Genomic DNA, 20798 nt, shown 5'->3' on the forward strand with positions numbered 1-20798 from the left:
GCGAAGGGCAGAGGGCCAGGCTGGCGCTTTCAGGAAATACGAGTCTTGCCGTTGACAGCCGTGTCAGTTGTTTCAGCTATAGCAGGTGCGGCGCTCGGCAAGTGGCGGGCGATCAGCCCGCGATAGGCCGCAGCACCGAGGCATGCGCCAACAATCGGCGCGAAAATCGGAACCAGGAAGTAAGGAATATCGCGGCCGCCAGTAAAGGCCATTTCACCCCAGCCAGCAAAAAAGGTCATCAGCTTGGGCCCGAAATCCCGTGCCGGGTTCATCGCAAAACCGGTCAATGGGCCCATGGCACTGCCAATCACCGCAATCAGCAGGCCGATCAACAGGGGCGCCAGTGGGCCGCGCGGCAGGCCGTTGTTGTCATCGGTGAGGGCCATGATCACGCCCATGAGGATCGCGGTAATGACCATTTCCACCAGGAAGGCCTGTGCAGTGCTCAGCAATGCATGGGGGTAGGTGGAGAACACCGAGGCCAATTCCAGGCTGGCCTGGGTGCCGCGCACCAGATGGTGGGTTTGTTCGTAATCGAAAAAGAGATTGCTGTAGAGCGTGTACACCAGTGCCGCCGAGCAGAAGGCTCCGGCGATTTGGGCCAGGATGTAGAACGGCAGTTTGCGCTTGTCGAAATCGGCAAAAATACACAGCGCGATACTGACCGCCGGGTTGAGGTGAGCCCCGGAAATACCGGCGCTGAGGTAGATCGCCATGCTGACGCCTATCCCCCAGATGATGCTGATTTCCCATAACCCAAAGCTGGCACCCGCGACCTTGAGCGCAGCGACACATCCTGTACCGAAGAAGATCAGAAGCGCAGTCCCCAGGAACTCGGCCATGCATTGGCTCGAAAGTGAAGGCTGTTGAAGAGCAGTTGTCATGGAAAACCTCGATTGTTGTTCTTGTCTGGCGCACTGCCTCAACGGGCGGTTGCGCGATTTTCACCGTGACGAGGATCCCCATCCAAGGCACGGCTTACTGCTGGAACCCTGCAGGTCTATTCCTACAGTATTCGGAAACGAAAAAATATAGACAAGAATGACGGCTGTCAAAGGTCGAAAGTGAACTATCGGTCACTTTCGAACTATTGGTTTTATGAATGATCATGCTTCCTCCCTTAAGTATTGTTGGCGGGGAGGGCGGACTAGAGCGTTTTGTGCGGGCTTGGCCTAGAATTGGCCATCTGTTTGCCACGCCCGGAGAGGTCATGACCCCCGCATTGGATTTGTTGAAAAAAGTTCGCGCCGAACATCGCATCCACAGTTATGAACACGACCCCAAGGCGGCCTCGTATGGCCTGGAGGCCGCAGAAAAATTGGGCCTCGACCCGGCGCAGGTGTTCAAGACCTTGCTGGCCAGCAGCGAAAAAGGCGAATTATTGGTGGCTGTGGTGCCGGTCGTCGGAAGTCTGGACCTCAAGGCCCTGGCTCACGCGGCCGGGGTGAAAAAAGTCGAAATGGCTGATCCGGCGGCGGCGCAACGTTCCACCGGTTACCTGCTGGGAGGTATCAGCCCATTGGGGCAGAAGAAGCGTTTGCGCACATTTATCGACGTGACGGCGCAGCCGTTTGCGACAATTTTTGTGAGTGCGGGGAGACGGGGGCTGGAAGTGGAGTTGTCCGCCGCGGTGTTGGCGGAACATACCCAGGCCCAATTCGCAGAAATTGGCCGGGTGTAATCCCGGTATGCTGGAGAATCAATGTGGGAGGGGGCTTGCCCCCGATAGCGGTGGGTCAGGTATGGATAAGCTGGCTGACCCACCGCGATCGGGGGCAAGCCCCCTCCCACACGTTGATCAACTCAGCCAGCCGGGCTGTAGCGCCGTACGCCGGACTCGGATCGAGGCACCTGCGCCGCGACGCTGCCTGACGCCTGGAACAGCACTAAATGCTCAGCGGCTACGCGAATGCCCACCTCGGCGCCCACCTGATGGTCGGCATGGCTCGGGAAAATCGATTCCAGCTGCGCGCCGGTCGGCAGTTGCAGGCGGTACAGGGTCGATGCACCGAGGAAGGTCTTGCCAACGATCCGCGCTTTCAAGGGGCTGTCCGGCGCATAGACGATGTCGTCCGGGCGTAGCAAGACGTCCACCGCACCACCCGTAGGCCAGGTGTAGGCGCGGTTGCCGCGCAAGTCACCCAGTTCAGTGTGGACGGACTCGGGCGAACTCAACTGACCACGAATGAAATAACCCTGGCCGATAAAGCTGGCGACATAAGGCGTCAGCGGTTCGTGATAGAGGTTGTAGGGCGTATCCCACTGCTCCAGGCGGCCTTCCTTGAACACCCCGACGTGATCACTCACGGCGAACGCCTCTTCCTGGTCATGGGTGACCAAAATCGCACTGGTGCCCCGTGCCTTGAGGATGTCGCGCACCTCGTGGCTGAGCTTGCGCCGCAGTTCGCCGTCGAGGTTGGAGAACGGTTCGTCCAGCAGCAACAGTTGTGGCTCCGGCGCCAGGGCGCGGGCGAGGGCGACGCGTTGCTGCTGGCCGCCCGACAGTTCGTGAGGGAAACGCTTGCCCAGGCCCTTGAGGTTGACCAGTTCCAGCAGTTCGGCGACCACACGGTCTTTTTGCGCGTGCTTACGAATGCCGAAGGCAATGTTGTCGGCCACGCTGAGATGGGGAAACAGCGCGTAGTCCTGGAACACCATGCCGATGCGACGTTTCTCCGGCGCCAGGGTGAAGCCGGCGCTGGAGATGACTTCGCCCGCGAGGCTGATTTCGCCTTCGTGCACCGGCTCAAAACCGGCAATCGCGCGCAAGGTCGTGGTTTTGCCACAGCCCGAAGAGCCCAGCAGGCAACCGATATCGCCCGCGTTGAGGTGCAGATTGAGGTTCTGCACCACCCGTTGATCCTGGTAGCCGCATGCCAGATTTCGCAAGTTCAGCAGTAATGGCTGGCTCATGCGTGGTGGTACGCCGGTTCGACGAGAAACTCGAGCAGGGCCTTTTGTGCATGCAGGCGGTTTTCGGCTTGGTCCCAGGCCACGGAGCGTGGGTCGTCGAGCAGGTCGAGGCTGATTTCTTCGCCACGGTGGGCCGGCAGACAGTGCATGAACAGCACGTCCGGCGCGGCCAGGTCGAGCAGGGCACGGGTCACCTGGAAAGGTGCAAACAGGGCCAGGCGCTTGGCGGTTTCGTCTTCCTGGCCCATGGAGGTCCAGACGTCAGTGCTGACCAGGTGAGCGCCGATCACTGCATCCTTTGGATCGCGCAGGATTTGCACACGGCCATCGGCCTTGGCCAGGAACTCGGCGGCCGGCTCGAAGCCTTCCGGGCAGGCAATGCGCAGGTGGAAGTCGAACTGAATCGCCGCTTCTATATAGCTGTTGCACATGTTGTTGCCGTCACCGATCCAGGCCACGGTCTTGCCCTGGATCGAGCCACGGTGCTCAAGGAAGGTCTGCATGTCGGCCAGCAACTGGCACGGGTGCAGGTCATCGGACAGGCCGTTGATCACCGGCACGCGCGAGTTGGCGGCGAATTCGGTCAGGGTGCTGTGGGCAAAGGTGCGGATCATCACCGCATCGAGCATGCGCGACATGACGATCGCGCAATCGCTGATCGGCTCGCCACGGCCCAGCTGGGTGTCTCGCGGCGACAGGAAGATGGCCTGGCCTCCCAGCTGGATCATGCCGGCTTCGAAGGACAGGCGAGTGCGGGTCGACGACTTCTCGAAAATCATCCCAAGCACGCGGTTTTTCAAAGGCTCGAACAGTACGCCGCGGTTACGCAGGTCTTTAAGCTCAATGCCTCGACGGATCACGCTGACCAGCTCTTCGGGCGTGCAATCCATCAGGGAGAGAAAGTGCCTTGCGCTCATCATTAACTACCTTTTTGCAACAGACCGCAGATACTCAAAGCCTTGTTTATTGTGACAACGGGCGAGACCTGCGGCGAAAGCCGCACGGGGCGACGAAATAGGGGAAGGCGCGATCTTATAATTAAATGTCGCGTCTTACCAATAGGGCTACGGTTTTTACGGGTGTTCAGACGGGCGCGCTAGCGCTTTTGAAGACGATTTCCAGACAGCAGCGGGCCATTTGTACACCGACGCCGCAACCTTTTGCAATGCGCGGGGGCGGGCTTGGGCCAGGCTACGTCGGTTTCAGAGGTTGATTACAGGTTCTGTAACATTTGCTCATGCTTGCTTATGGTCTGGCTTGATGGCTGTCGATTCACAGGACGAACGATGCTGGTGCCTGTCATGGTCACGGCCCATAGTCAGGCCAAAGCCCAATAAAGAGACTGGCCATGGCCAAGACTCTCCACCACCGTGCATGTCATCTGTGTGAGGCCATTTGTGGCCTGACCCTGGAAACCACCCAAGCCGAAGACGGCAGCCTCGCGATCACCTCGATCAAGGGCGACGCGATGGACAGCTTCAGCCGTGGTCACATCTGCCCGAAGGCAGTGGCGTTGCAGGACATCCAGAATGATCCTGACCGCCTGCACCAGCCCATGTTGCGGGTGGGCAGCGAATGGCAGCCAATTCCGTGGGATGAGGCGTTTGCCCTGGTCGCCGAGCGGCTGGCGGGCATCCAGGCGCGGCATGGGCAGAATGCGGTGGCGGTGTATCAGGGCAACCCCAGCGTGCACAACTATGGGCTGATGACCCACAGCAACTACTTCCTGGGCCAGCTCAAGACGCGCAATCGGTTTTCTGCCACCTCCGTTGACCAGTTGCCTCATCACCTCACCAGCCACCTGATGTACGGCCATGGCCTGTTGCTGCCGATTCCGGACATCGACCACACCGACTTCATGCTGATCCTGGGCGGCAACCCGCTGGCCTCCAACGGCAGCATCATGACCGTGCCGGATGTGGAGAAGCGCCTCAAGGCCATCCAGGCCCGGGGTGGCAAAGTGGTGGTGGTCGATCCCCGGCGCAGTGAGACGGCGGCGATCGCTGATCAGCACCTGTTCGTGCGGCCTGGGGGGGATGCAGCGCTGCTGTTCGGGGTACTTAACACGCTGTTTACCGAGAACCTCACGCGTGACAGTCACTTGCCGGTAGAAGGCCTTGAGGATGTGCGTCGTGCAATTGCCGGTTTTACCGCCGAAGCCATGAGCCGCCAGTGTGCAGTGCCTGCCGGGCAGATCCGCCAGTTGGCGCGGGACTTCGCTGCTGCGGATAAAGCCGTGTGTTACGGGCGTATGGGGGTTTCGACCCAGGCGTTCGGCACGCTGTGTCATTGGTTGGTGCAGTTGATCAACCTGGTCACAGGCAACCTTGACCGCGAGGGCGGTGCGTTATGCACCAGTCCGGCGGTGGACTTGGTTGCGTCCACCGGTGGCGGGCATTTCAATCGCTGGCAGAGTCGCGTGTCCGGGCGTCCGGAGTACGGCGGCGAGTTGCCAGTGTCTGCGTTGGCTGAAGAAATGCTCACCGGCGGCGAAGGACAGATCCGCGCGCTGGTGACGGTGGCGGGCAACCCGGTGCTGTCGACGCCCAATGGTCGCCAGTTGGAGCAGGCGCTGGACGGCTTGGAGTTCATGGTCAGCGTCGACCTCTATATCAACGAGACCACGCGTTATGCCGATCTGATCCTGCCGTCCACTTCGGCACTGGAAAACGACCATTACGACACTACGTTCAATATGTTCGCCGTGCGCAATGTCACGCGTTTCAATCGCGCGATTCTGCCCAAGCCTGAAGGGGCGCTGCATGACTGGGAGATTTTTGTCGGCCTCGCCACGGCATTCGCTGCGCAGACCGGTATGGCGCTCAAGCCCACCATGCCACCTGCGCAAATGATCGACTTCGGCCTGCGCGCCGGCGCTTATGGTGATGCGTCGAGCCATAAGTTGTCGGTGGCGAAGCTGGCGGATCATCCCCATGGCATGGACCTGGGGCCGCTCAAGCCCAATCTTGCCGCGCGTTTGAAAACCCTGGACGGCAAGGTGCATGCGGCACCGGCAGTGATTCTGGCGGATCTGGCGCGTTTTGCGGCGCAGCCGATGCCTGTGGCTGACGAGTTGCTGCTGATCGGTCGTCGTCACGTGCGCAGTAATAATTCCTGGATGCATAACTATCACCGGCTGGTGAAGGGTAAGCCTCGGCACCAGTTGCATATGCATCCCGACGACCTCGCCAGTCGCCAGTTGGCGGATGGCCAGCGTGTGCGCGTCAGTTCACGTATCGGCATGATCGAGGTGGAGGTGGTCGCCAGCCTGGACATGATGCCCGGCGTGGTCAGCCTGCCCCATGGTTGGGGTCATGGGCGTCCGGGCGTCCAGATGAGCATCGCCAGCGGGCAGCCGGGGGCGAGCGCGAATGACTTGACCGACGAGCGGCAATTGGACGAGTTATCGGGCAATGCAGCGTTGAATGGCGTACCGGTCCAAGTCGCTGCCGCATAAGGAGCCCGAGCACCGCATTGGAATTTTGCGTTACAATGCGCCACCGTGCCGACCTGTGAGTCGCAAAGTTCCAGCCGAGGTGTTCCATGGATATCATCGAAACGATCAAAGAGCAGATTGCCAACAACACCATTCTGCTTTACATGAAGGGCGCACCTAACGCTCCTCAGTGCGGTTTCTCCGCGAAGGCTTCCCAGGCTGTGATGCAGTGTGGCGAGAAGTTCGCTTACGTGGATATCCTGCAAAACCCGGAAATCCGCGCCAACCTGCCGAAGTACGCCAACTGGCCTACTTTCCCACAACTATGGGTTGCTGGTGAGCTGGTCGGCGGTAGCGATATCATCACTGAAATGGCAACTGATGGTTCGTTGCAAGCGTTGATCAAGGATGCAGCGGCAAATGCGGCGGCCAAGACCGACGCGTGATTCGCCTGTAATAAAAAGCCCCGCTTCTCGTGAGAGAGCGGGGCTTTTTTGTACCTGTGAACGACGGGGTTATTCACCCATCTGCGATTGCAGGTAGTTTTCCAGGCTGACTTTGTCGATCAGGCCCAGTTGGGTTTCCAGCCAGTCGATATGTTCTTCCTGGTCTTCCAGGATGTCTTCCAGCAGCTCGCGGCTGCCGAAGTCGCCTTTGGTCTCACAGTGAGCGATGGCAGCCTTGAGGTCGCTGTGGCTCTTGCGTTCAAAGCCCAGGTCGCTGCCGATCATTTCCTGGGTGTGCTCGCCGATGTTCAGCTTGCCCAGGTCCTGTACGTTCGGCAGGCCTTCGAGGAACAGGATGCGCTTGATCAGCGCGTCGGCGTCCTTCATGGCCTTGATGGATTCTTTGTATTCACGCTTGCCGAGCTTTTCCAGGCCCCAATCGTCATACATGCGTGCATGCAGAAAGTACTGATTGATCGCGACCAGTTCATTGGCAAGGATTTTGTTGAGTTGCTGGATGACTGAGATGTCGCCTTTCATGACTGGGGTCCTGCCCTGTAATAGCTGTGTATAGGGCGGAGTTTGAGCGGCCAACTCCCTAGTGTCAAACCTAAGTTATTGAATAATAAATGAAAATTAATCGGAATAAGAATGTTTGTGTTCCGCGTCTTCGCGCTAACTAATTGAATTGCGGGCATAAAAAAACCGGACGCTAAGTCCGGTTCTTTAAAACACGCGAATTATGCGTGTGTAAATTCTGCTAGGTAGGGACGTGCAGCCTGGGCTGTTTGCAGCTGAGTCAGGGTTTCCCGTACCACTTGCTTGGCGAGGCAAGCACATTTACCACATTGACTGGCAACGCCGGTGGTTTCACGTACTTCCTTGTAGCTGCAGCAACCTTCATAGATTGCTTCGCGGATTTGTCCGTCGGTGACGCCGGTACACAGGCACACATACATAAGGGAGAACCGTCGCGGGTTTAAGGCTTAAGTGCGATGGATCTTAATGTTAACGAGAATGATTGTCAAAGTAGATTCGTAGGGTATTTGCCTGCACCGCCCTCACGCTGACGAACGGTTTTTTCAGTGTATGATGGTCGGTCTTCACGAAGCGTGACTGCGTCACAGGGCTGTCGCTTGAATGCGGCAGACTCAAGGCCGGTCCTTTTACTTCAATCGTCACCCTTACATCAGGAGATACCCAATGAGCGTACTCGTCGGCAAACAAGCCCCGGATTTCGACGTACCTGCCGTGCTCGGCAATGGTGAAATCGTTGACAGCTTCAAGCTGTCTGAAGCCATCAAAGGCAAATACGGCCTGGTGTTCTTCTACCCGCTGGACTTCACCTTCGTCTGCCCTTCGGAGCTGATCGCTCTGGACCACCGCATGGACGATTTCAAGGCACGTAACGTTGAAGTGGTCGCGGTTTCCATCGACTCCCATTTCACCCACAACGCCTGGCGTAACACTGCCATCAACGATGGCGGCATCGGCAAAGTCAAATACACCATGGCTGCTGACATGAAGCACGATATTGCCAAGGCCTACGACGTTGAGTCCGAAGGCGGCGTGGCGTTCCGTGGTGCGTTCCTGATCGACGACAAGGGTGTTGTGCGCTCGCAGATCATCAACGACCTGCCGCTGGGCCGTAACATGGAAGAGCTGATCCGTCTGGTTGACGCCCTGCAATTCCACGAAGAGCACGGTGAAGTCTGCCCTGCCAACTGGAAAAAAGGCGACAAAGGCATGAACGCTTCGCCAGAAGGCGTTGCGGCTTACCTGACCGAGAACGCTGGCAAGCTGTAAGCCAGGGTTGAGGTAAAAAAACCGGCCTGAAAAGGCCGGTTTTTTTATGCGCGGGATTTGACCTCAGTCGCCGAAGTCTTCCCAGCCGCCCATTTGTTTCCAGCGGTTGACGATGCCGCAGAACAGCTCGGCGGTCTTCTCGGTGTCGTAGCGGGCCGAGTGGGCTTCGCGACCATCGAAGTCGATACCGGCCGCCTGGCAGGCTTTGGCCAATACGGTCTGACCGTAGGCCAGGCCGGCGAGTGTGGCGGTGTCGAAACTGGAGAATGGGTGGAACGGGTTACGCTTCATGTCCAACCGCGTCACGGCGGCGTTGAGGAAGCCCAGGTCGAAGCTGCTGTTATGCCCGACCAGGATCGCGCGCTTGCAGCCATTGGCCTTCAAGGCCTTGCGTACGCCACGGAAGATGTCGGTCAGTGCCGCCTCTTCGCTGACGGCCATGCGCAGGGGGTGATCCAGCTTGATTCCGGTGAATTCCAGGGCTGCCGCTTCGATATTGGCCCCTTCAAACGGCTCGACGCGGAAGAAGTGGGTATGTTCCGGGTAGACAAAGCCCTGTTCGTCCATGCCGATAGTCGTTGCGGCGATTTCCAGCAGTGCATCGGTGGCGCAATTGAAGCCGCCGGTTTCTACGTCGATAACGACAGGCAGATAGCCGCGGAAACGTTCGGCCATCGGGTGGCGCGAACCACCACCACCGCCAACGTGCTCCTGGTCGTCATCGTAATGGTCTTCACTCACTTGCTTTCCTCCAGCAGGCGCCAGCGCAGTGTTTCACCGGCGCGCAGCGGGATAACGGTCAGCTCGCCAAATGGCAGGCTGGCAGGGGCGGTCCAGTCTTCACGGACCAGGGTGATACGGTCGGTATTCGCGGGCAGGCCGTAGAAACGCGGGCCGTTGAGACTGGCGAAGCCTTCGAGTTTATCCAGGGCGTTGCGCTGCTCGAACGCTTCGGCATACAACTCGATGGCGGCAAACGCGGTGTAGCAACCGGCACAGCCGCATGCGGCTTCCTTGGCGTGCTGAGCGTGGGGCGCGGAGTCGGTGCCGAGGAAGAACTTCGGATTACCGCTGGTCGCGGCATCCAGCAGGGCCACCTGGTGGGTGTTGCGCTTGAGGATCGGCAGGCAATAGAAGTGCGGCCGGATCCCGCCCACCAGCATGTGGTTGCGGTTGTACAGCAGGTGATGGGCGGTGATGGTCGCGCCGACGTTGGCCGAGGCCTCGGTGACGAACTGCACGGCATCGGCCGTGGTGATGTGTTCGAACACCACCTTGAGGGTCGGGAACAGCTCGACCACGCGGCGCATGTGCTCGTCGATGAAGATCTTCTCGCGATCGAACACGTCCACATCGCCACGGGTGACTTCACCGTGGATCAGCAGTGGCATGCCGACTTCGGCCATGGCTTCGATGGCCGGCAGGATCTTGTCGATACTGGTCACGCCGGAATCGGAGTTGGTGGTTGCGCCGGCCGGGTACAGCTTGGCGGCGTGCACGTAACCGCTGGCCTTGGCCTCGCGAATCTCAGAGGGCTGGGTGCGGTCGGTGAGGTAGAGCACCATCAACGGTTCGAAGCGGCTGTCGGCCGGCCGTGCAGCGAGGATGCGCTGGCGATAGGCGTCGGCTTCGGCGGCGTTACGCACCGGTGGTACCAGGTTAGGCATGATGATGGCGCGGCCAAACGTGCGCGATACATCGGCCACGGTGTGGGGCAACGCAGCACCATCGCGAAGATGAATATGCCAGTCGTCGGGACGCAGCAGGGTCAGGCGGTCGGACATTGGGGATTCCAGGCGGGTCAATCTGGTGGGAATGCTACCGGAAAAGACTCTTGCAGGCACTCGCTATCAAGTTTTGCAGGATGCATCCGATAGCCTTTCGTATGCCTTATCGATGTATGACGCTTTGAAGTGTTGTAGAAACCAGTGGAGCCTCCCGTGCGCCAGCATTATCTAGCCCTGCTCAGTGTGTTCGCCAGCCTGCCTGCTATGGCCCTCACGTTCCAGACACGTCTGGAGAACATTGAGTGGAAGGTGGAGGGGGACAAGTTCGAGTGCCGCCTGACCCAACCGATCACCGACTTCGGTTCGGGTGAGTTCGTGCGCCGGGCCGGCGAGCAGGCGACGTTTCGTCTGAAAGCCTATAACGGATCGCTGGGCGCCGGATCGGCCACCTTGTTGGCCGCCGCGGCCCCGTGGCAGCCGGGTCGGGGTGACATCAATCTCGGTGCCGTACGTGCCGGCAGCGGTGATGTGTTGTTCAACAGCTCTCAGGCCCAGGCCGGGCGTTTGTTCAACGGTTTGCTCGATGGACGCTCGCCCACCGTGCGGCACTACGGACGCGAGGGTGGCTATTCAGAGATTCGCCTGCTGCCGGTGAAATTCAACAAGGCCTATAGCGACTATCAGCTGTGCACGGCCAAGTTGCTGCCGATGAATTACGACCAGGTCAAGCAGACCGAAGTGGGCTTCCCCGGTGGCGGTATCGAGCTGGACGCTGCGGCGAAACAGAAGCTGGCGGTGATTCTCGAATTCATGAAGGCGGACCCTACCGTCAACCATATCGAGTTGAACGGCCACTCGGATAACAGCGGCAATCGCCTGAGCAACCGTGATGTTTCACGCCGTCGCGCGCTGGCGGTGATGGACTACTTCAAGGCCAACGGTATCCAGGAATCCCAGATCACCCTGCGTTTCCATGGCGAAAGTTACCCCTTGGCGCCCAACACCAATGCCGCCAACCGGGCCCGTAACCGCCGTGTGAATATTCAGCTCGAACGTGTGGCTGCCCCCGAGAAGCCCGCCCCCCAGGCCACTGGCCCGAGCAACCCTGCGCACACGTCATAACCTGCGACCATCGGTCGCTCGTTCGACATAATCTGTCGCTTTATCTTCATTTGCTGTCGCGCCCCTGTAAATCCACGGTTTTGATCGGTAGAATCGACGCCTTTCCGTACAAAACCGTGGAGTGATGGCATGGCCGACGTAAACAAGGTCGTTCTCGCGTATTCCGGCGGCCTGGACACTTCGGTGATCCTCAAGTGGCTGCAGGATACTTATAACTGTGAAGTGGTGACCTTCACCGCTGACCTGGGTCAGGGCGAAGAGGTCGAACCTGCACGTGCCAAGGCGCAAGCCATGGGCGTGAAAGAGATCTACATTGACGACCTGCGCGAAGAGTTCGTCCGCGATTTCGTCTTCCCGATGTTTCGCGCCAACACCGTCTACGAAGGCGAGTACCTGCTGGGTACTTCCATCGCACGTCCGCTGATCGCCAAGCGCCTGATCGAAATCGCCAACGAAACCGGCGCTGATGCCATTTCCCATGGCGCTACCGGCAAGGGCAACGACCAAGTGCGTTTCGAATTGGGTGCCTACGCGCTCAAGCCCGGCGTGAAAGTGATTGCCCCTTGGCGTGAATGGGACCTGCTGTCCCGTGAAAAGCTGATGGATTACGCTGAAAAGCACGCGATCCCGATCGAGCGTCATGGCAAGAAGAAGTCCCCGTACTCGATGGACGCCAACCTGCTGCACATTTCCTATGAAGGCGGCGTGCTGGAAGACACCTGGACCGAGCACGAAGAAGACATGTGGAAATGGACCGTCTCCCCGGAGAACGCTCCAGACAAGCCGCAGTACCTGGAACTGACCTACCGCAACGGCGACATCGTCGCGCTGGACGGCGTCGAAATGACCCCGGCCACCGTATTGGCGACCCTGAACCGCATCGGCGGCGAACACGGTATCGGCCGCCTCGATATCGTTGAAAACCGCTATGTGGGCATGAAGTCCCGGGGCTGCTACGAAACCCCGGGCGGCACCATCATGCTGCGTGCTCACCGCGCCATCGAGTCCATCACCCTGGACCGTGAAGTGGCTCACCTCAAAGACGAGCTGATGCCCAAGTATGCCAGCCTGATCTATACCGGCTACTGGTGGAGCCCTGAGCGTCTGATGCTGCAACAGATGATCGACGCTTCCCAGGCCCACGTGAACGGCGTTGTGCGCCTGAAGCTGTACAAGGGCAATGTGATCGTTACCGGTCGTAAGTCCGATGACTCGCTGTTCGACGCCAACATCGCCACCTTCGAAGAAGATGGCGGCGCCTACAACCAGGCGGACGCAGCAGGCTTTATCAAGTTGAACGCATTGCGCATGCGCATTGCCGCCAATAAAGGTCGCTCGTTGTTCTGAGTGTTTAGCCGGTTGTGAAGAATGGCCCCTTGTTCAAGGGGCCATTTTTTTTTTGCCTGAAAACTTGAGTTAAGTCCGCGTTGTTTAATTTTGTTTAATTAGTGTTAAAACTTAGTGATTCACTGGTTTTTTTGTTGGTTGTTGTGGGGTATTTGCGATTTTTTGTAGGCAGGAATGATTTTTTACATTCGCGTAGGAACTAGTCTTACAGATAATTCACTCATGTAGGTGCGAGGAGTATGTAAGAAGCTCAAAGTTCTGTAGGAAATAAGGATGTAAGTAAATATGTTAAATGGAACTGAAACTATCGATTTTTCTCTGCCGGCTCCAGCGCCTGTAGGCGGCAGGCAAGGGGCATTTCCTGATAGTGGTGTGCGGCACGTTTACCTTATCCCCTGGATGCTCTGGAAAATTCACTCAAAATATGTGAGGCCCCGGAAAGTTCTGAAAGGCTCTATAAAACTAGAAACATCCGAATCGGTGTTTTTTTGTAGGGCATTTCCTTTATCGCTGTGGGGTGCGTCTCTGCTTGCTGTTGCTCGGGGGGGAACGCTATGCCAACTAGGAAACGACTAGGCTATTGTGTTTGCTCTAAATAATTCGAACAGCGAAATTGGACTTTCTCATGAATAAAGTGCTGATCGTAGATGATCATCCCGTCATTCGTCTTGCTGTGCGTATGCTAATGGAGCGTCATGGTTATGAGGTCGTTGCCGAGACCAATAACGGTGTCGATGCGTTGCAACTTGCGCGGGAGCATATGCCGGACATTGTCATACTGGATATTGGGATTCCCAAACTCGATGGCCTGGAAGTTATTTGCCGGCTTTCGTCTACCAAGCAGGCTGTACCGTTCAAGGTGCTGGTGCTCACGTCCCAGGCCCCAGGGCACTTTTCCATGCGTTGCATGCAGGCGGGCGCCGCCGGCTATGTGTGCAAACAACAGGACCTGACCGAGTTGCTGAGTGCGATCAAGGCGGTTTTGTCGGGCTATAGCTACTTTCCAAACCAGGCACTCAATTCGGTACGCTCCAGCATGGGCAATGCCAGTGAGGCCGATATGGTCGAACGTCTGTCGGGCCGGGAGATGATGGTGTTGCAGCAATTAGCTCGGGGCAGAACCAACAAGGAGATTGCCGACGGCATGTTTCTCAGCAACAAGACCGTCAGCACCTACAAGACTCGGCTGCTGCTCAAGCTCAATGCCCGCTCTCTGGTGGACCTGATCGAGTTGGCCCAGCGTAACGGCTTGGTATAGGTGAGGGCACAATACTGCACAGAGGCCGCGTAACCGGCAGAAAAAAGCCTCCGTCAGGGAGGCTTCCGGCCGTCGACCGCTTGATCAGAGGTCGAAATCGTAGTCGGCCAGTTGTTTTTGCAAGCGTCGTTCTTCCAGAAGGTTGTCGATAGTGCGGCGTTTGCTCAGGTTGGTCTTGGCCACCTCTGCCACAGGTGCTTCTGCGCCATCGTCCTCCGACTCAACGAGGTCGTCTTCCACATCCAACTGTTCTTTGTCAGTGCTCATAACGTTAACTCCGGAGTAAGACTGCCGTTGGCGCTCCTTATAACGATAATCCATGAATGGGTAAAAAAGATTTTTTCAATCGACTGATCGAGAAAACCAATGAACCCTCAATCGTCCGACGTCTTTTCCTTGTATTCGCACAGGTCTTCAATGCGGCAGCTGCCGCAGCGCGGCTTGCGGGCCTGGCAAACGTAGCGTCCGTGAAGGATCAGCCAATGGTGGGAGTCGAGCAGGAATGGCTTGGGCACAAACTTCATCAGCTGCTTTTCCACTTCAACCACGTTCTTGCCGCGGGCAATACCGGTTCGATTACTGACCCGGAAAATGTGGGTGTCCACGGCCATGGTCAGCTGCCTGAATGCGGTGTTGAGCACCACGTTGGCGGTTTTGCGGCCCACCCCCGGCAGGGCTTCCAGCGCTTCGCGCGTTTGCGGCACTTCGCTGTCATGCCGTTCTATCAGCAAGCGGCAGGTCTCGATCACATTCTTGGCCTTGCTGTTGTACAGGCCGATGGTCTTGATGTAGTCCGACAACCCGTCCACACCCAGGGCATAAATCGCTTCTGGCGTGTTTGCCACGGGATACAGCTTGGCCGTGGCCTTGTTGACGCCGACGTCTGTGGATTGGGCCGACAGGATCACCGCAATCAGTAACTCGAACGGCGAGGAGTAGGCCAGTTCGGTCTTGGGTTCTGGATTGTCTTCGTGAAGCCTGCGGAAAATTTCCAGGCGTTTTGCGGCGTTCATGGGGCGGTGGGTTCCTTGCAGGCAGTCAGCGTAGTTTCGAATAGTGGGTCCAGGCCTGGAATCCAGCGAGCAGTAACCCAAGCAGGATAAACCCGACAGGCATCAATGTGGTGCCGGTGATGGGCCGTAACAACCCCAGGATGATCAGTAATGCGCCAAACAGGCCGAACAGTTGCAATCTCGCCTTGTTCTGGCCCGGGTCGAAAAAGCCTGAATGCTCAAGCAACACGCACTGCACGCAGATCAGGGCGAGATAAATCCCCAACTGTTGATGCAGCGGTAGCGCAAAAGCCTGCAACAGCACCTGCACACAACTGATCAGCGTCGCGGCCAGGATAATACTGGCGATCAGTTGTGATTGGGTACTGAGGCGTCGGCGCATGCCGTGCATCGCAAGCCCGTAAAGCATCACGATCAAAGCTGACAGTCCTAAGAAACTCAAGGCCTTGGCCAGTGTGTCAGTCACCCCGATCAGCGGTGCGAGCATCAGTGAGTTGGCCAGGTTGAAGGATCTATTCATGGACGCCTGGCTCCAGCAGCGACGGGCGATGCTCATCGAAATAGCGCAACGCATCGTGAACCGCATTGATCACTGCACGGGACGTCACAGTGGCACCGGTCATTTGATCGAACGGTGCCCTGTCCTCCTGTGATCGCCGTTTAAACGCCTCCATCCACGGATTACCGGGCTCACTGATATGGCCGCCAAGGCTGGGTGTTTCCGATTGCTGCAACGTTTTGATCCCCAGCAATCTGCCATCGCTGCCGATGGCGATCAGCAGCTCAATCGGCCCGACGTAGCCGTTGGCTTGCAGTCGCAGCAATACGGCACTCGGTTGGTTGGCTGATGTTGCCAGGTAGCCGCCGTGCAATTGGCTGTTGGCCAGTGGCTGTGAATCGATTGCCAGTGGCTGTTCCAGTGGGTGGTTGTCGTAGCTTGCGCTGGGGAGCAGGTCGAGCAAGGCTTGCTCGTGCTGCATCTGGGCTTGGCGGGCTGCGTAATCGACGGTCAGGTATTGAAGGCCCAGGATCAGCGCACCCCCCAGGATTGCAGCCGCCCCAACGAGCGCCCAACCCTTCATGGCTCCACCACGGTTTGTTTCGACGCTGCCAGCCGTTCCAGCGCAGGCACGGCCAGGTTCATCAGCAGCACGGCAAAGGCTACACCGTCCGGGTAGCCGCCCCACGTCCGAATCAGATAAGTCAGCAGCCCTACGCCCGCCCCAAACAGTAGTCGTGCCCTGGGGCTTTTGGGGCCGGAGACGGGTTCTGTGACGATAAAGAAGGCGCCAAGCAGGGTGGCACCGCTCAGCAGATGAAGCAGCGGCGAGCCGTTGGAGTCGGACCCCGAGCCATTCCAACACAGCAAGCTGAGCACAAAGAGGCTGCCCAGCATGCCCACCGGCGCATGCCAGCTGAATACCCGTTGACGTAACAGCAAGAGGCCGCCTGCCAGGTATGCCAGGCCCACCCATTCACTGCCTTTGCCGCCGAAATAACCGAAGGCCGGGTTTGCGGCAAACAGCTCGTTGATGGTCAGACTCTGGTTGATGCGCAGGGTATCCAGGACGGTGGCTTGGGCCCAGGCGTCGGGCGCGCCGTCATGCAGGCCCACTATGTGTTGTGCATCGGTCAGCAGGTCCAGCCCATGCGCCGCAGGCCATTGGGTCATGGGCTGTGGGAAAACCACCAGCATTAGCGCATACCCCACCATGGCCGGGTTGAACGGGTTGCGATGGCCGCCATACAGGTGCTTGCCCAGCAGCAAGCCACTGGCGACCGCCGTCACACACAGCCACCAGGGGCAGTAAGGCGGCAATGCCAGGCCCAGCAGGGTCGCGCTGACCAGGCTGCTCAAGTCGCGGAGTCGTTGCCCGCGTAGACGGTGTACCGCCGAGTCAACCAACAGCGCGCATGCTGCCGCCAGCAACAAGTTGACCAGTACACCCCAACCGTAGAAAAAACACATCACGGCCACACCCGGTAGCGTTGCCACTAGCACGCGCTTCAATGCCTGTTGCGCGTCAGGCGCCATGGGCGTCCACCTGGCGCTGTGCTTCATCGAGCTTATGTTGCGCATCGGCCAATTGTTGCGGATCAACCTGTTGATCCTGGGCTTTTTTCAGCTCGGCGCGGCGCATCGCCAGTTGGATTTTGGCGCGCTTGAGGTCGGCGTTGTTGGCGGCGGGCAGCGGTTTCGCGGATGTGTTGTTTTGGTCCAGGGCGGCCAATGCGTGCTCTGCGGCCTCGAACTGTTGTTGCAGGACGATCAGCTGGGACTGCTGCTCGAAGGTCGGCGGATGCCCAAATGCCTTCAAGGATTTATGCAGCTGGGCGCGGCTCATCGCCACATTGATCTTGGCTTTTTTCACCGCTGCATCCCGGGCGGCCTGCGCGGCGTCAAGTTGCTGGGCCTGCACGGGGGCTGAGCGCTGGGTCCGTGCCAAGCGTTCGGCAGTCCTGCGTTCTTCTTCCCGTTGCAGGCGCGCATTGCGCTGTTCAAAGCGTCGCCGGGCACGGTCGCGTTTGAAACCGCGCTCACGGCGCTCGTCTTCGTTGGCTGCCAGGTCACCAACGATCGATAGCCCATTGGTCAGCGGGCGCATCTCGATGCAATCGACCGGGCAGGGCGCAACGCACAGGTCGCATCCGGTGCATTCGTCGATGATGACGGTGTGCATCAGCTTCGCCGCGCCAACAATGGCATCCACCGGGCAGGCCTGGATGCATTTGGTACACCCGATGCACTCGGCCTCGCGGATATAGGCAATCTGCGCTGGAGCTTCGCCGCGACTGGTGTCCAGCTCCAGCACAGGCACGCTCAGCAATTGCGCCAGGCCTGCGATAGTCTCCTGCCCACCTGGAGGGCACTTGTTGATCGCCTCGCCCTGGGCGATGCTCTCGGCGTAAGGCTTGCACCCAGGGTGCCCGCACTTGCCGCATTGGGTCTGCGGCAGCAGTGCGTCGATACGTTGCATCAGGCTCATGCTTTGATCATTGCGTTGAAACCCAGGAAAGCCACCGCCATCAGCCCGGCGCTGATCAGTTCCACCGGCAGGCCGCGAAAGGGCAGGGGGATATCATTTTCGGCGATGCGCTGGCGCAGGTCGCTGAACAGGCTCAACACCAGCCAGAAGCCGAGGCCGGCGCCCAGGCTCAGTGCGATCATATGGAGCAGGCCTTTACCGTTGAGAGTGCCCACCAGCACCACCCCCAACACACCCGCATTGCCGAGCAGCAATAGCCACAGCCCGTCAGACGGCATTGTCGGGCGCAGGCGGGTCAGCAGGATGAGCACGGGACGAATCAGCAGTGCAGTCAGCGGCAGAAATACGAGCAGTCGTAATGCGGTCAGCGCCAGCGGTTGCAGAACGTAGTAATCCAACAGATAGCTGAGTACACCGCTAAGCACCATCAACACCGTGGTGGCAAGTCCCAGCGCGTGAACCTGCGAGCGTGATCTGGCGGCCAACAGCGGGTCGACAGCCAGCGGCAGCACGAAGTTGCTGATCAGGGCGGCGCTGAAAAGAGTGAGGAGCATATCGGTCATGGGCATGCCGGTTAAGCAAACAGGGCCTGATTATCCGGCAAGCGAGAAGGGGGTACTAGTTGAAAAGCCCCGTCGCCGAAACGACAGGGCTGTTTGACAGGGCTTACTTGATACGTTGACCCGGCTTGGCGCCGCTGTCAGGGCTCAGCAGGTAGATCTCTTCGCCGCCAGGGCCCGCCGCCATCACCATGCCTTCGGAAATACCAAACTTCATTTTCCGCGGCTTGAGGTTGGCAATCATCATGGTCAGGCGACCATCGAGCTTGGACGGGTCCGGATAGGCGCTCTTGATCCCGGAGAACACGTTGCGTTGTTCGTCACCAATATCCAGTGTCAGGCGCAGCAGTTTGTCGGCCCCTTCCACGGCTTCGGCCTTGACGATCAGCGCCACGCGCAGGTCCACGGCAGCAAAGGCGTCAAAGTCGATTTCCGGGGAAAGCGGGTCCTTGGCCAGTTCGCCGTTGCCGGCAGGCGTCGACTCGCCGGTGTCGGTCTGGCTGGCGACCAGATCTTCTTTCGACGCGTCGGTCATGGCCTGGACTTTTACCGGGTCGATACGGGTCATCAACGGCTTGAACTCGTTCAACGGGTGATTGCTGAGCAACGTGGCGTGGTCGTTCCAGGTCAGCGGCGCGACATTGAGGAACGCCTCGGCGTCGGCGGCCAGCAATGGCAGCACCGGCTTGAGGAAGATCACCAACTGGCGGAACAGGTTGACGCCGGTGGCACAGATCGCCTGGACTTCAGCCTGCTTGCCTTCCTGCTTGTTCAGCGACCAGGGCGCTTTGTCGGCGATCCAGGCGTTGGCGCGGTCAGCCAGGCCCATGATCTCGCGCATGGCGCGGGCGAAGTCGCGGGCTTCATAGGCGTCGGCGATACTTGGCGCGGCAGCCAGGAACGCGTCGGTCAGTTCCGGTGCGGCGTTCTCGGCCACCAGCAGGCCGGCGTTGCCCTTATGGATAAAGCCGGCGCAACGGCTGGCGATGTTGACTACCTTGCCGACCAGGTCCGAGTTGACCTTCTGTACGAAGTCTTCCAGGTTCAGGTCCAGGTCGTCGACGCCACGGCCCAGCTTGGAGGCGTAGTAGTAGCGCAGGTATTCCGGCGACAGATGGTCCAGGTAGGTGCGCGCCTTGATAAAGGTGCCACGAGACTTGGACATCTTCTGGCCATTGACCGTCAGGTAGCCATGTACGGCGATGCCGGTTGGCTTGCGGTAGCCCGAGCCTTCGAGCATTGCCGGCCAGAACAGGGCATGGAAGTTGACGATGTCCTTGCCGATGAAGTGGTACAGCTCGGCGGTGGAGTCCTTGCTCCAGAACGCGTCGAAGTCCAGCTCCGGCCTACGGTCGCAGAGGTTCTTGAAGCTGGCCATATAGCCGATCGGCGCGTCCAGCCACACGTAGAAGTATTTGCCGGGCTCGCCTGGGATCTCGAAGCCGAAGTACGGCGCATCGCGGGAGATGTCCCATTGTTGCAGGCCGGCATCCAGCCATTCGGCGATCTTGTTGGCCACGGCGTCCTGCAGGGTGCCGCTGCGTGTCCAGGTTTGCAGCATCTGCTGGAAATCCGGGAGCTTGAAGAAGAAGTGCTGGGAATCCTTGAGTACCGGGATGGCGCCTGAGATAGCCGAACGCGGGTTCTTCAGGTCAGTCGGTGCGTAGGTGGCACCGCACTTCTCGCAGTTGTCGCCGTACTGGTCTTCGGTGCCGCACTTCGGGCAGGTGCCCTTGATGAAACGGTCGGCCAGGAACATTTTCTTTTCCGGGTCGAAATACTGGGTGATCGAGCGCGTGGCAATGTGCCCGGCGTCCTTCAACCGCAGGTAGATCTGGCTCGACAGCTCACGGTTTTCCGCGGAGTGGGTCGAGTGGAAGTTGTCGAAATCCACCAGGAACTCGGCAAAGTCGGCGCTGTGTTCAGCCTGCACATTGGCGATCAGTTGTTCCGGGGTGATGCCTTCCTTTTCGGCGCGCAGCATGATGGCCGAACCGTGGGCGTCGTCCGCGCAGACATAGATGCATTGATTGCCGCGATGCTTCTGGAAGCGCACCCACATATCGGTCTGGATGTACTCAAGCATATGGCCAAGATGGATGGAACCATTGGCATAGGGCAGGGCGCTGGTGACGAGGATCTTGCGTGGCTCGGACATGGGGCTCGGCTACTTGATGAAACGG

22 protein-coding genes are annotated in these 20798 nt (G+C 58.9%); 7 read left to right on the plus strand and 15 right to left on the minus strand.

Annotation, left to right across the window (positions count from 1 at the left end):
* Positions 1-29: 29 nt before the first annotated feature.
* Positions 30-884, minus strand: coding sequence for an MIP/aquaporin family protein (locus FIV39_RS02540; protein WP_027604596.1), 855 nt, complete (start codon positions 882-884; stop codon positions 30-32).
* Positions 885-1210: 326 nt separating this feature from the next.
* Between FIV39_RS02540 and ybaK the strand changes: the two genes are divergently transcribed.
* Positions 1211-1681, plus strand: a complete 471-nt coding sequence (gene ybaK / locus FIV39_RS02545; protein WP_090408814.1) for a Cys-tRNA(Pro) deacylase — start codon at positions 1211-1213, stop codon at positions 1679-1681.
* A gap of 122 nt (positions 1682-1803) precedes the next feature.
* On the opposite strand, the gene FIV39_RS02550 is transcribed toward ybaK, so the two are convergent.
* Both FIV39_RS02550 and argF read right to left on the minus strand, forming a co-directional pair.
* Positions 1804-2913 carry an ABC transporter ATP-binding protein gene (locus FIV39_RS02550; protein WP_090408811.1) on the minus strand — a complete coding sequence of 370 codons (1110 nt, stop codon included), beginning with the start codon at positions 2911-2913 and terminating at the stop codon, positions 1804-1806.
* Entirely contained in the window at positions 2910-3830 is a 921-nt protein-coding gene (gene argF / locus FIV39_RS02555; protein WP_090408807.1) for an ornithine carbamoyltransferase, read from the minus strand. The genes FIV39_RS02550 and argF overlap by 4 nt, the downstream gene beginning before the upstream one ends.
* Before the next feature lie 431 nt (positions 3831-4261).
* Between argF and FIV39_RS02565 the strand changes: the two genes are divergently transcribed.
* Positions 4262-6370: a molybdopterin oxidoreductase family protein gene (locus tag FIV39_RS02565; RefSeq protein ID WP_090408799.1), complete on the plus strand. Its 2109-nt coding sequence runs from the start codon at positions 4262-4264 to the stop codon at positions 6368-6370.
* An 86-nt stretch (positions 6371-6456) separates the two neighbouring features.
* Positions 6457-6795, plus strand: coding sequence for a Grx4 family monothiol glutaredoxin (grxD, locus tag FIV39_RS02570; protein ID WP_090408796.1), 339 nt, complete (start codon positions 6457-6459; stop codon positions 6793-6795).
* A gap of 69 nt (positions 6796-6864) precedes the next feature.
* Here the strand turns inward: grxD and bfr are convergent, their stop codons facing one another.
* Both bfr and FIV39_RS02580 read right to left on the minus strand, forming a co-directional pair.
* Positions 6865-7335, minus strand: a complete 471-nt coding sequence (bfr, locus tag FIV39_RS02575; protein ID WP_090408793.1) for a bacterioferritin — start codon at positions 7333-7335, stop codon at positions 6865-6867.
* Between the two features lie 200 nt (positions 7336-7535).
* Positions 7536-7754 carry a bacterioferritin-associated ferredoxin gene (locus FIV39_RS02580; protein ID WP_090408790.1) on the minus strand — a complete coding sequence of 73 codons (219 nt, stop codon included), beginning with the start codon at positions 7752-7754 and terminating at the stop codon, positions 7536-7538.
* Positions 7755-7998: 244 nt separating this feature from the next.
* Between FIV39_RS02580 and FIV39_RS02585 the strand changes: the two genes are divergently transcribed.
* Positions 7999-8601, plus strand: coding sequence for a peroxiredoxin (locus tag FIV39_RS02585; protein ID WP_003172097.1), 603 nt, complete (start codon positions 7999-8001; stop codon positions 8599-8601).
* Positions 8602-8664: 63 nt separating this feature from the next.
* On the opposite strand, the gene rnt is transcribed toward FIV39_RS02585, so the two are convergent.
* The gene (rnt, locus tag FIV39_RS02590; RefSeq protein WP_090408787.1) at positions 8665-9342 is read right to left on the minus strand and encodes a ribonuclease T; all 678 of its coding nucleotides are present in this window, start codon (positions 9340-9342) and stop codon (positions 8665-8667) included.
* The gene (pyrC, locus tag FIV39_RS02595) at positions 9339-10385 is read right to left on the minus strand and encodes a dihydroorotase (protein ID WP_090408784.1); all 1047 of its coding nucleotides are present in this window, start codon (positions 10383-10385) and stop codon (positions 9339-9341) included. The genes rnt and pyrC overlap by 4 nt, the downstream gene beginning before the upstream one ends.
* Positions 10386-10541: 156 nt before the next feature.
* On the opposite strand from pyrC, the gene FIV39_RS02600 reads away from it, so the two are divergent.
* The 3 genes from FIV39_RS02600 (at position 10542) to FIV39_RS02610 (ending at position 14055) form a co-directional block, all read left to right on the plus strand.
* The gene (locus FIV39_RS02600; RefSeq protein ID WP_053133441.1) at positions 10542-11450 is read left to right on the plus strand and encodes a flagellar protein MotY; all 909 of its coding nucleotides are present in this window, start codon (positions 10542-10544) and stop codon (positions 11448-11450) included.
* Positions 11451-11579: 129 nt separating this feature from the next.
* A complete protein-coding gene (locus FIV39_RS02605) occupies positions 11580-12797 on the plus strand; it encodes an argininosuccinate synthase (RefSeq protein WP_012722490.1) in 1218 nt (405 codons plus the stop codon).
* A 625-nt stretch (positions 12798-13422) separates the two neighbouring features.
* Positions 13423-14055, plus strand: a complete 633-nt coding sequence (locus FIV39_RS02610; protein ID WP_090408782.1) for a response regulator transcription factor — start codon at positions 13423-13425, stop codon at positions 14053-14055.
* A gap of 84 nt (positions 14056-14139) precedes the next feature.
* On the opposite strand, the gene FIV39_RS02615 is transcribed toward FIV39_RS02610, so the two are convergent.
* From FIV39_RS02615 to metG, 8 genes are all read right to left on the minus strand, one after another.
* A complete protein-coding gene (locus tag FIV39_RS02615; RefSeq protein ID WP_090408779.1) occupies positions 14140-14322 on the minus strand; it encodes a PA3496 family putative envelope integrity protein in 183 nt (60 codons plus the stop codon).
* Between the two features lie 107 nt (positions 14323-14429).
* A complete protein-coding gene (gene nth, locus FIV39_RS02620) occupies positions 14430-15068 on the minus strand; it encodes an endonuclease III (protein ID WP_090408776.1) in 639 nt (212 codons plus the stop codon).
* Positions 15069-15093: 25 nt separating this feature from the next.
* Positions 15094-15588, minus strand: a complete 495-nt coding sequence (locus tag FIV39_RS02625) for an Rnf-Nqr domain containing protein (RefSeq protein ID WP_090408773.1) — start codon at positions 15586-15588, stop codon at positions 15094-15096.
* On the minus strand, positions 15581-16150 hold the full coding sequence (locus FIV39_RS02630; RefSeq protein ID WP_090408770.1) for an RnfABCDGE type electron transport complex subunit G: 570 nt from the start codon (positions 16148-16150) through the stop codon (positions 15581-15583). The genes FIV39_RS02625 and FIV39_RS02630 overlap by 8 nt, the downstream gene beginning before the upstream one ends.
* The gene (locus FIV39_RS02635) at positions 16147-17103 is read right to left on the minus strand and encodes an RnfABCDGE type electron transport complex subunit D (protein ID WP_090408767.1); all 957 of its coding nucleotides are present in this window, start codon (positions 17101-17103) and stop codon (positions 16147-16149) included. Before FIV39_RS02635 ends, FIV39_RS02630 begins: the two co-directional genes overlap by 4 nt.
* A complete protein-coding gene (rsxB, locus tag FIV39_RS02640; protein WP_090408766.1) occupies positions 17093-18055 on the minus strand; it encodes an electron transport complex subunit RsxB in 963 nt (320 codons plus the stop codon). The genes FIV39_RS02635 and rsxB overlap by 11 nt, the downstream gene beginning before the upstream one ends.
* Positions 18052-18618 (minus strand): Rnf-Nqr domain containing protein, encoded by a 567-nt coding sequence (locus FIV39_RS02645; RefSeq protein WP_090408763.1) that lies wholly within the window; start codon positions 18616-18618, stop codon positions 18052-18054. The genes rsxB and FIV39_RS02645 overlap by 4 nt, the downstream gene beginning before the upstream one ends.
* Before the next feature lie 103 nt (positions 18619-18721).
* Positions 18722-20773: a methionine--tRNA ligase gene (metG, locus tag FIV39_RS02650; protein ID WP_090408760.1), complete on the minus strand. Its 2052-nt coding sequence runs from the start codon at positions 20771-20773 to the stop codon at positions 18722-18724.
* Between the last annotated feature and the right edge of the window lie 25 nt (positions 20774-20798).

Source organism: Pseudomonas grimontii (assembly GCF_007858185.1).
GTDB lineage: Bacteria > Pseudomonadota > Gammaproteobacteria > Pseudomonadales > Pseudomonadaceae > Aquipseudomonas > Aquipseudomonas grimontii.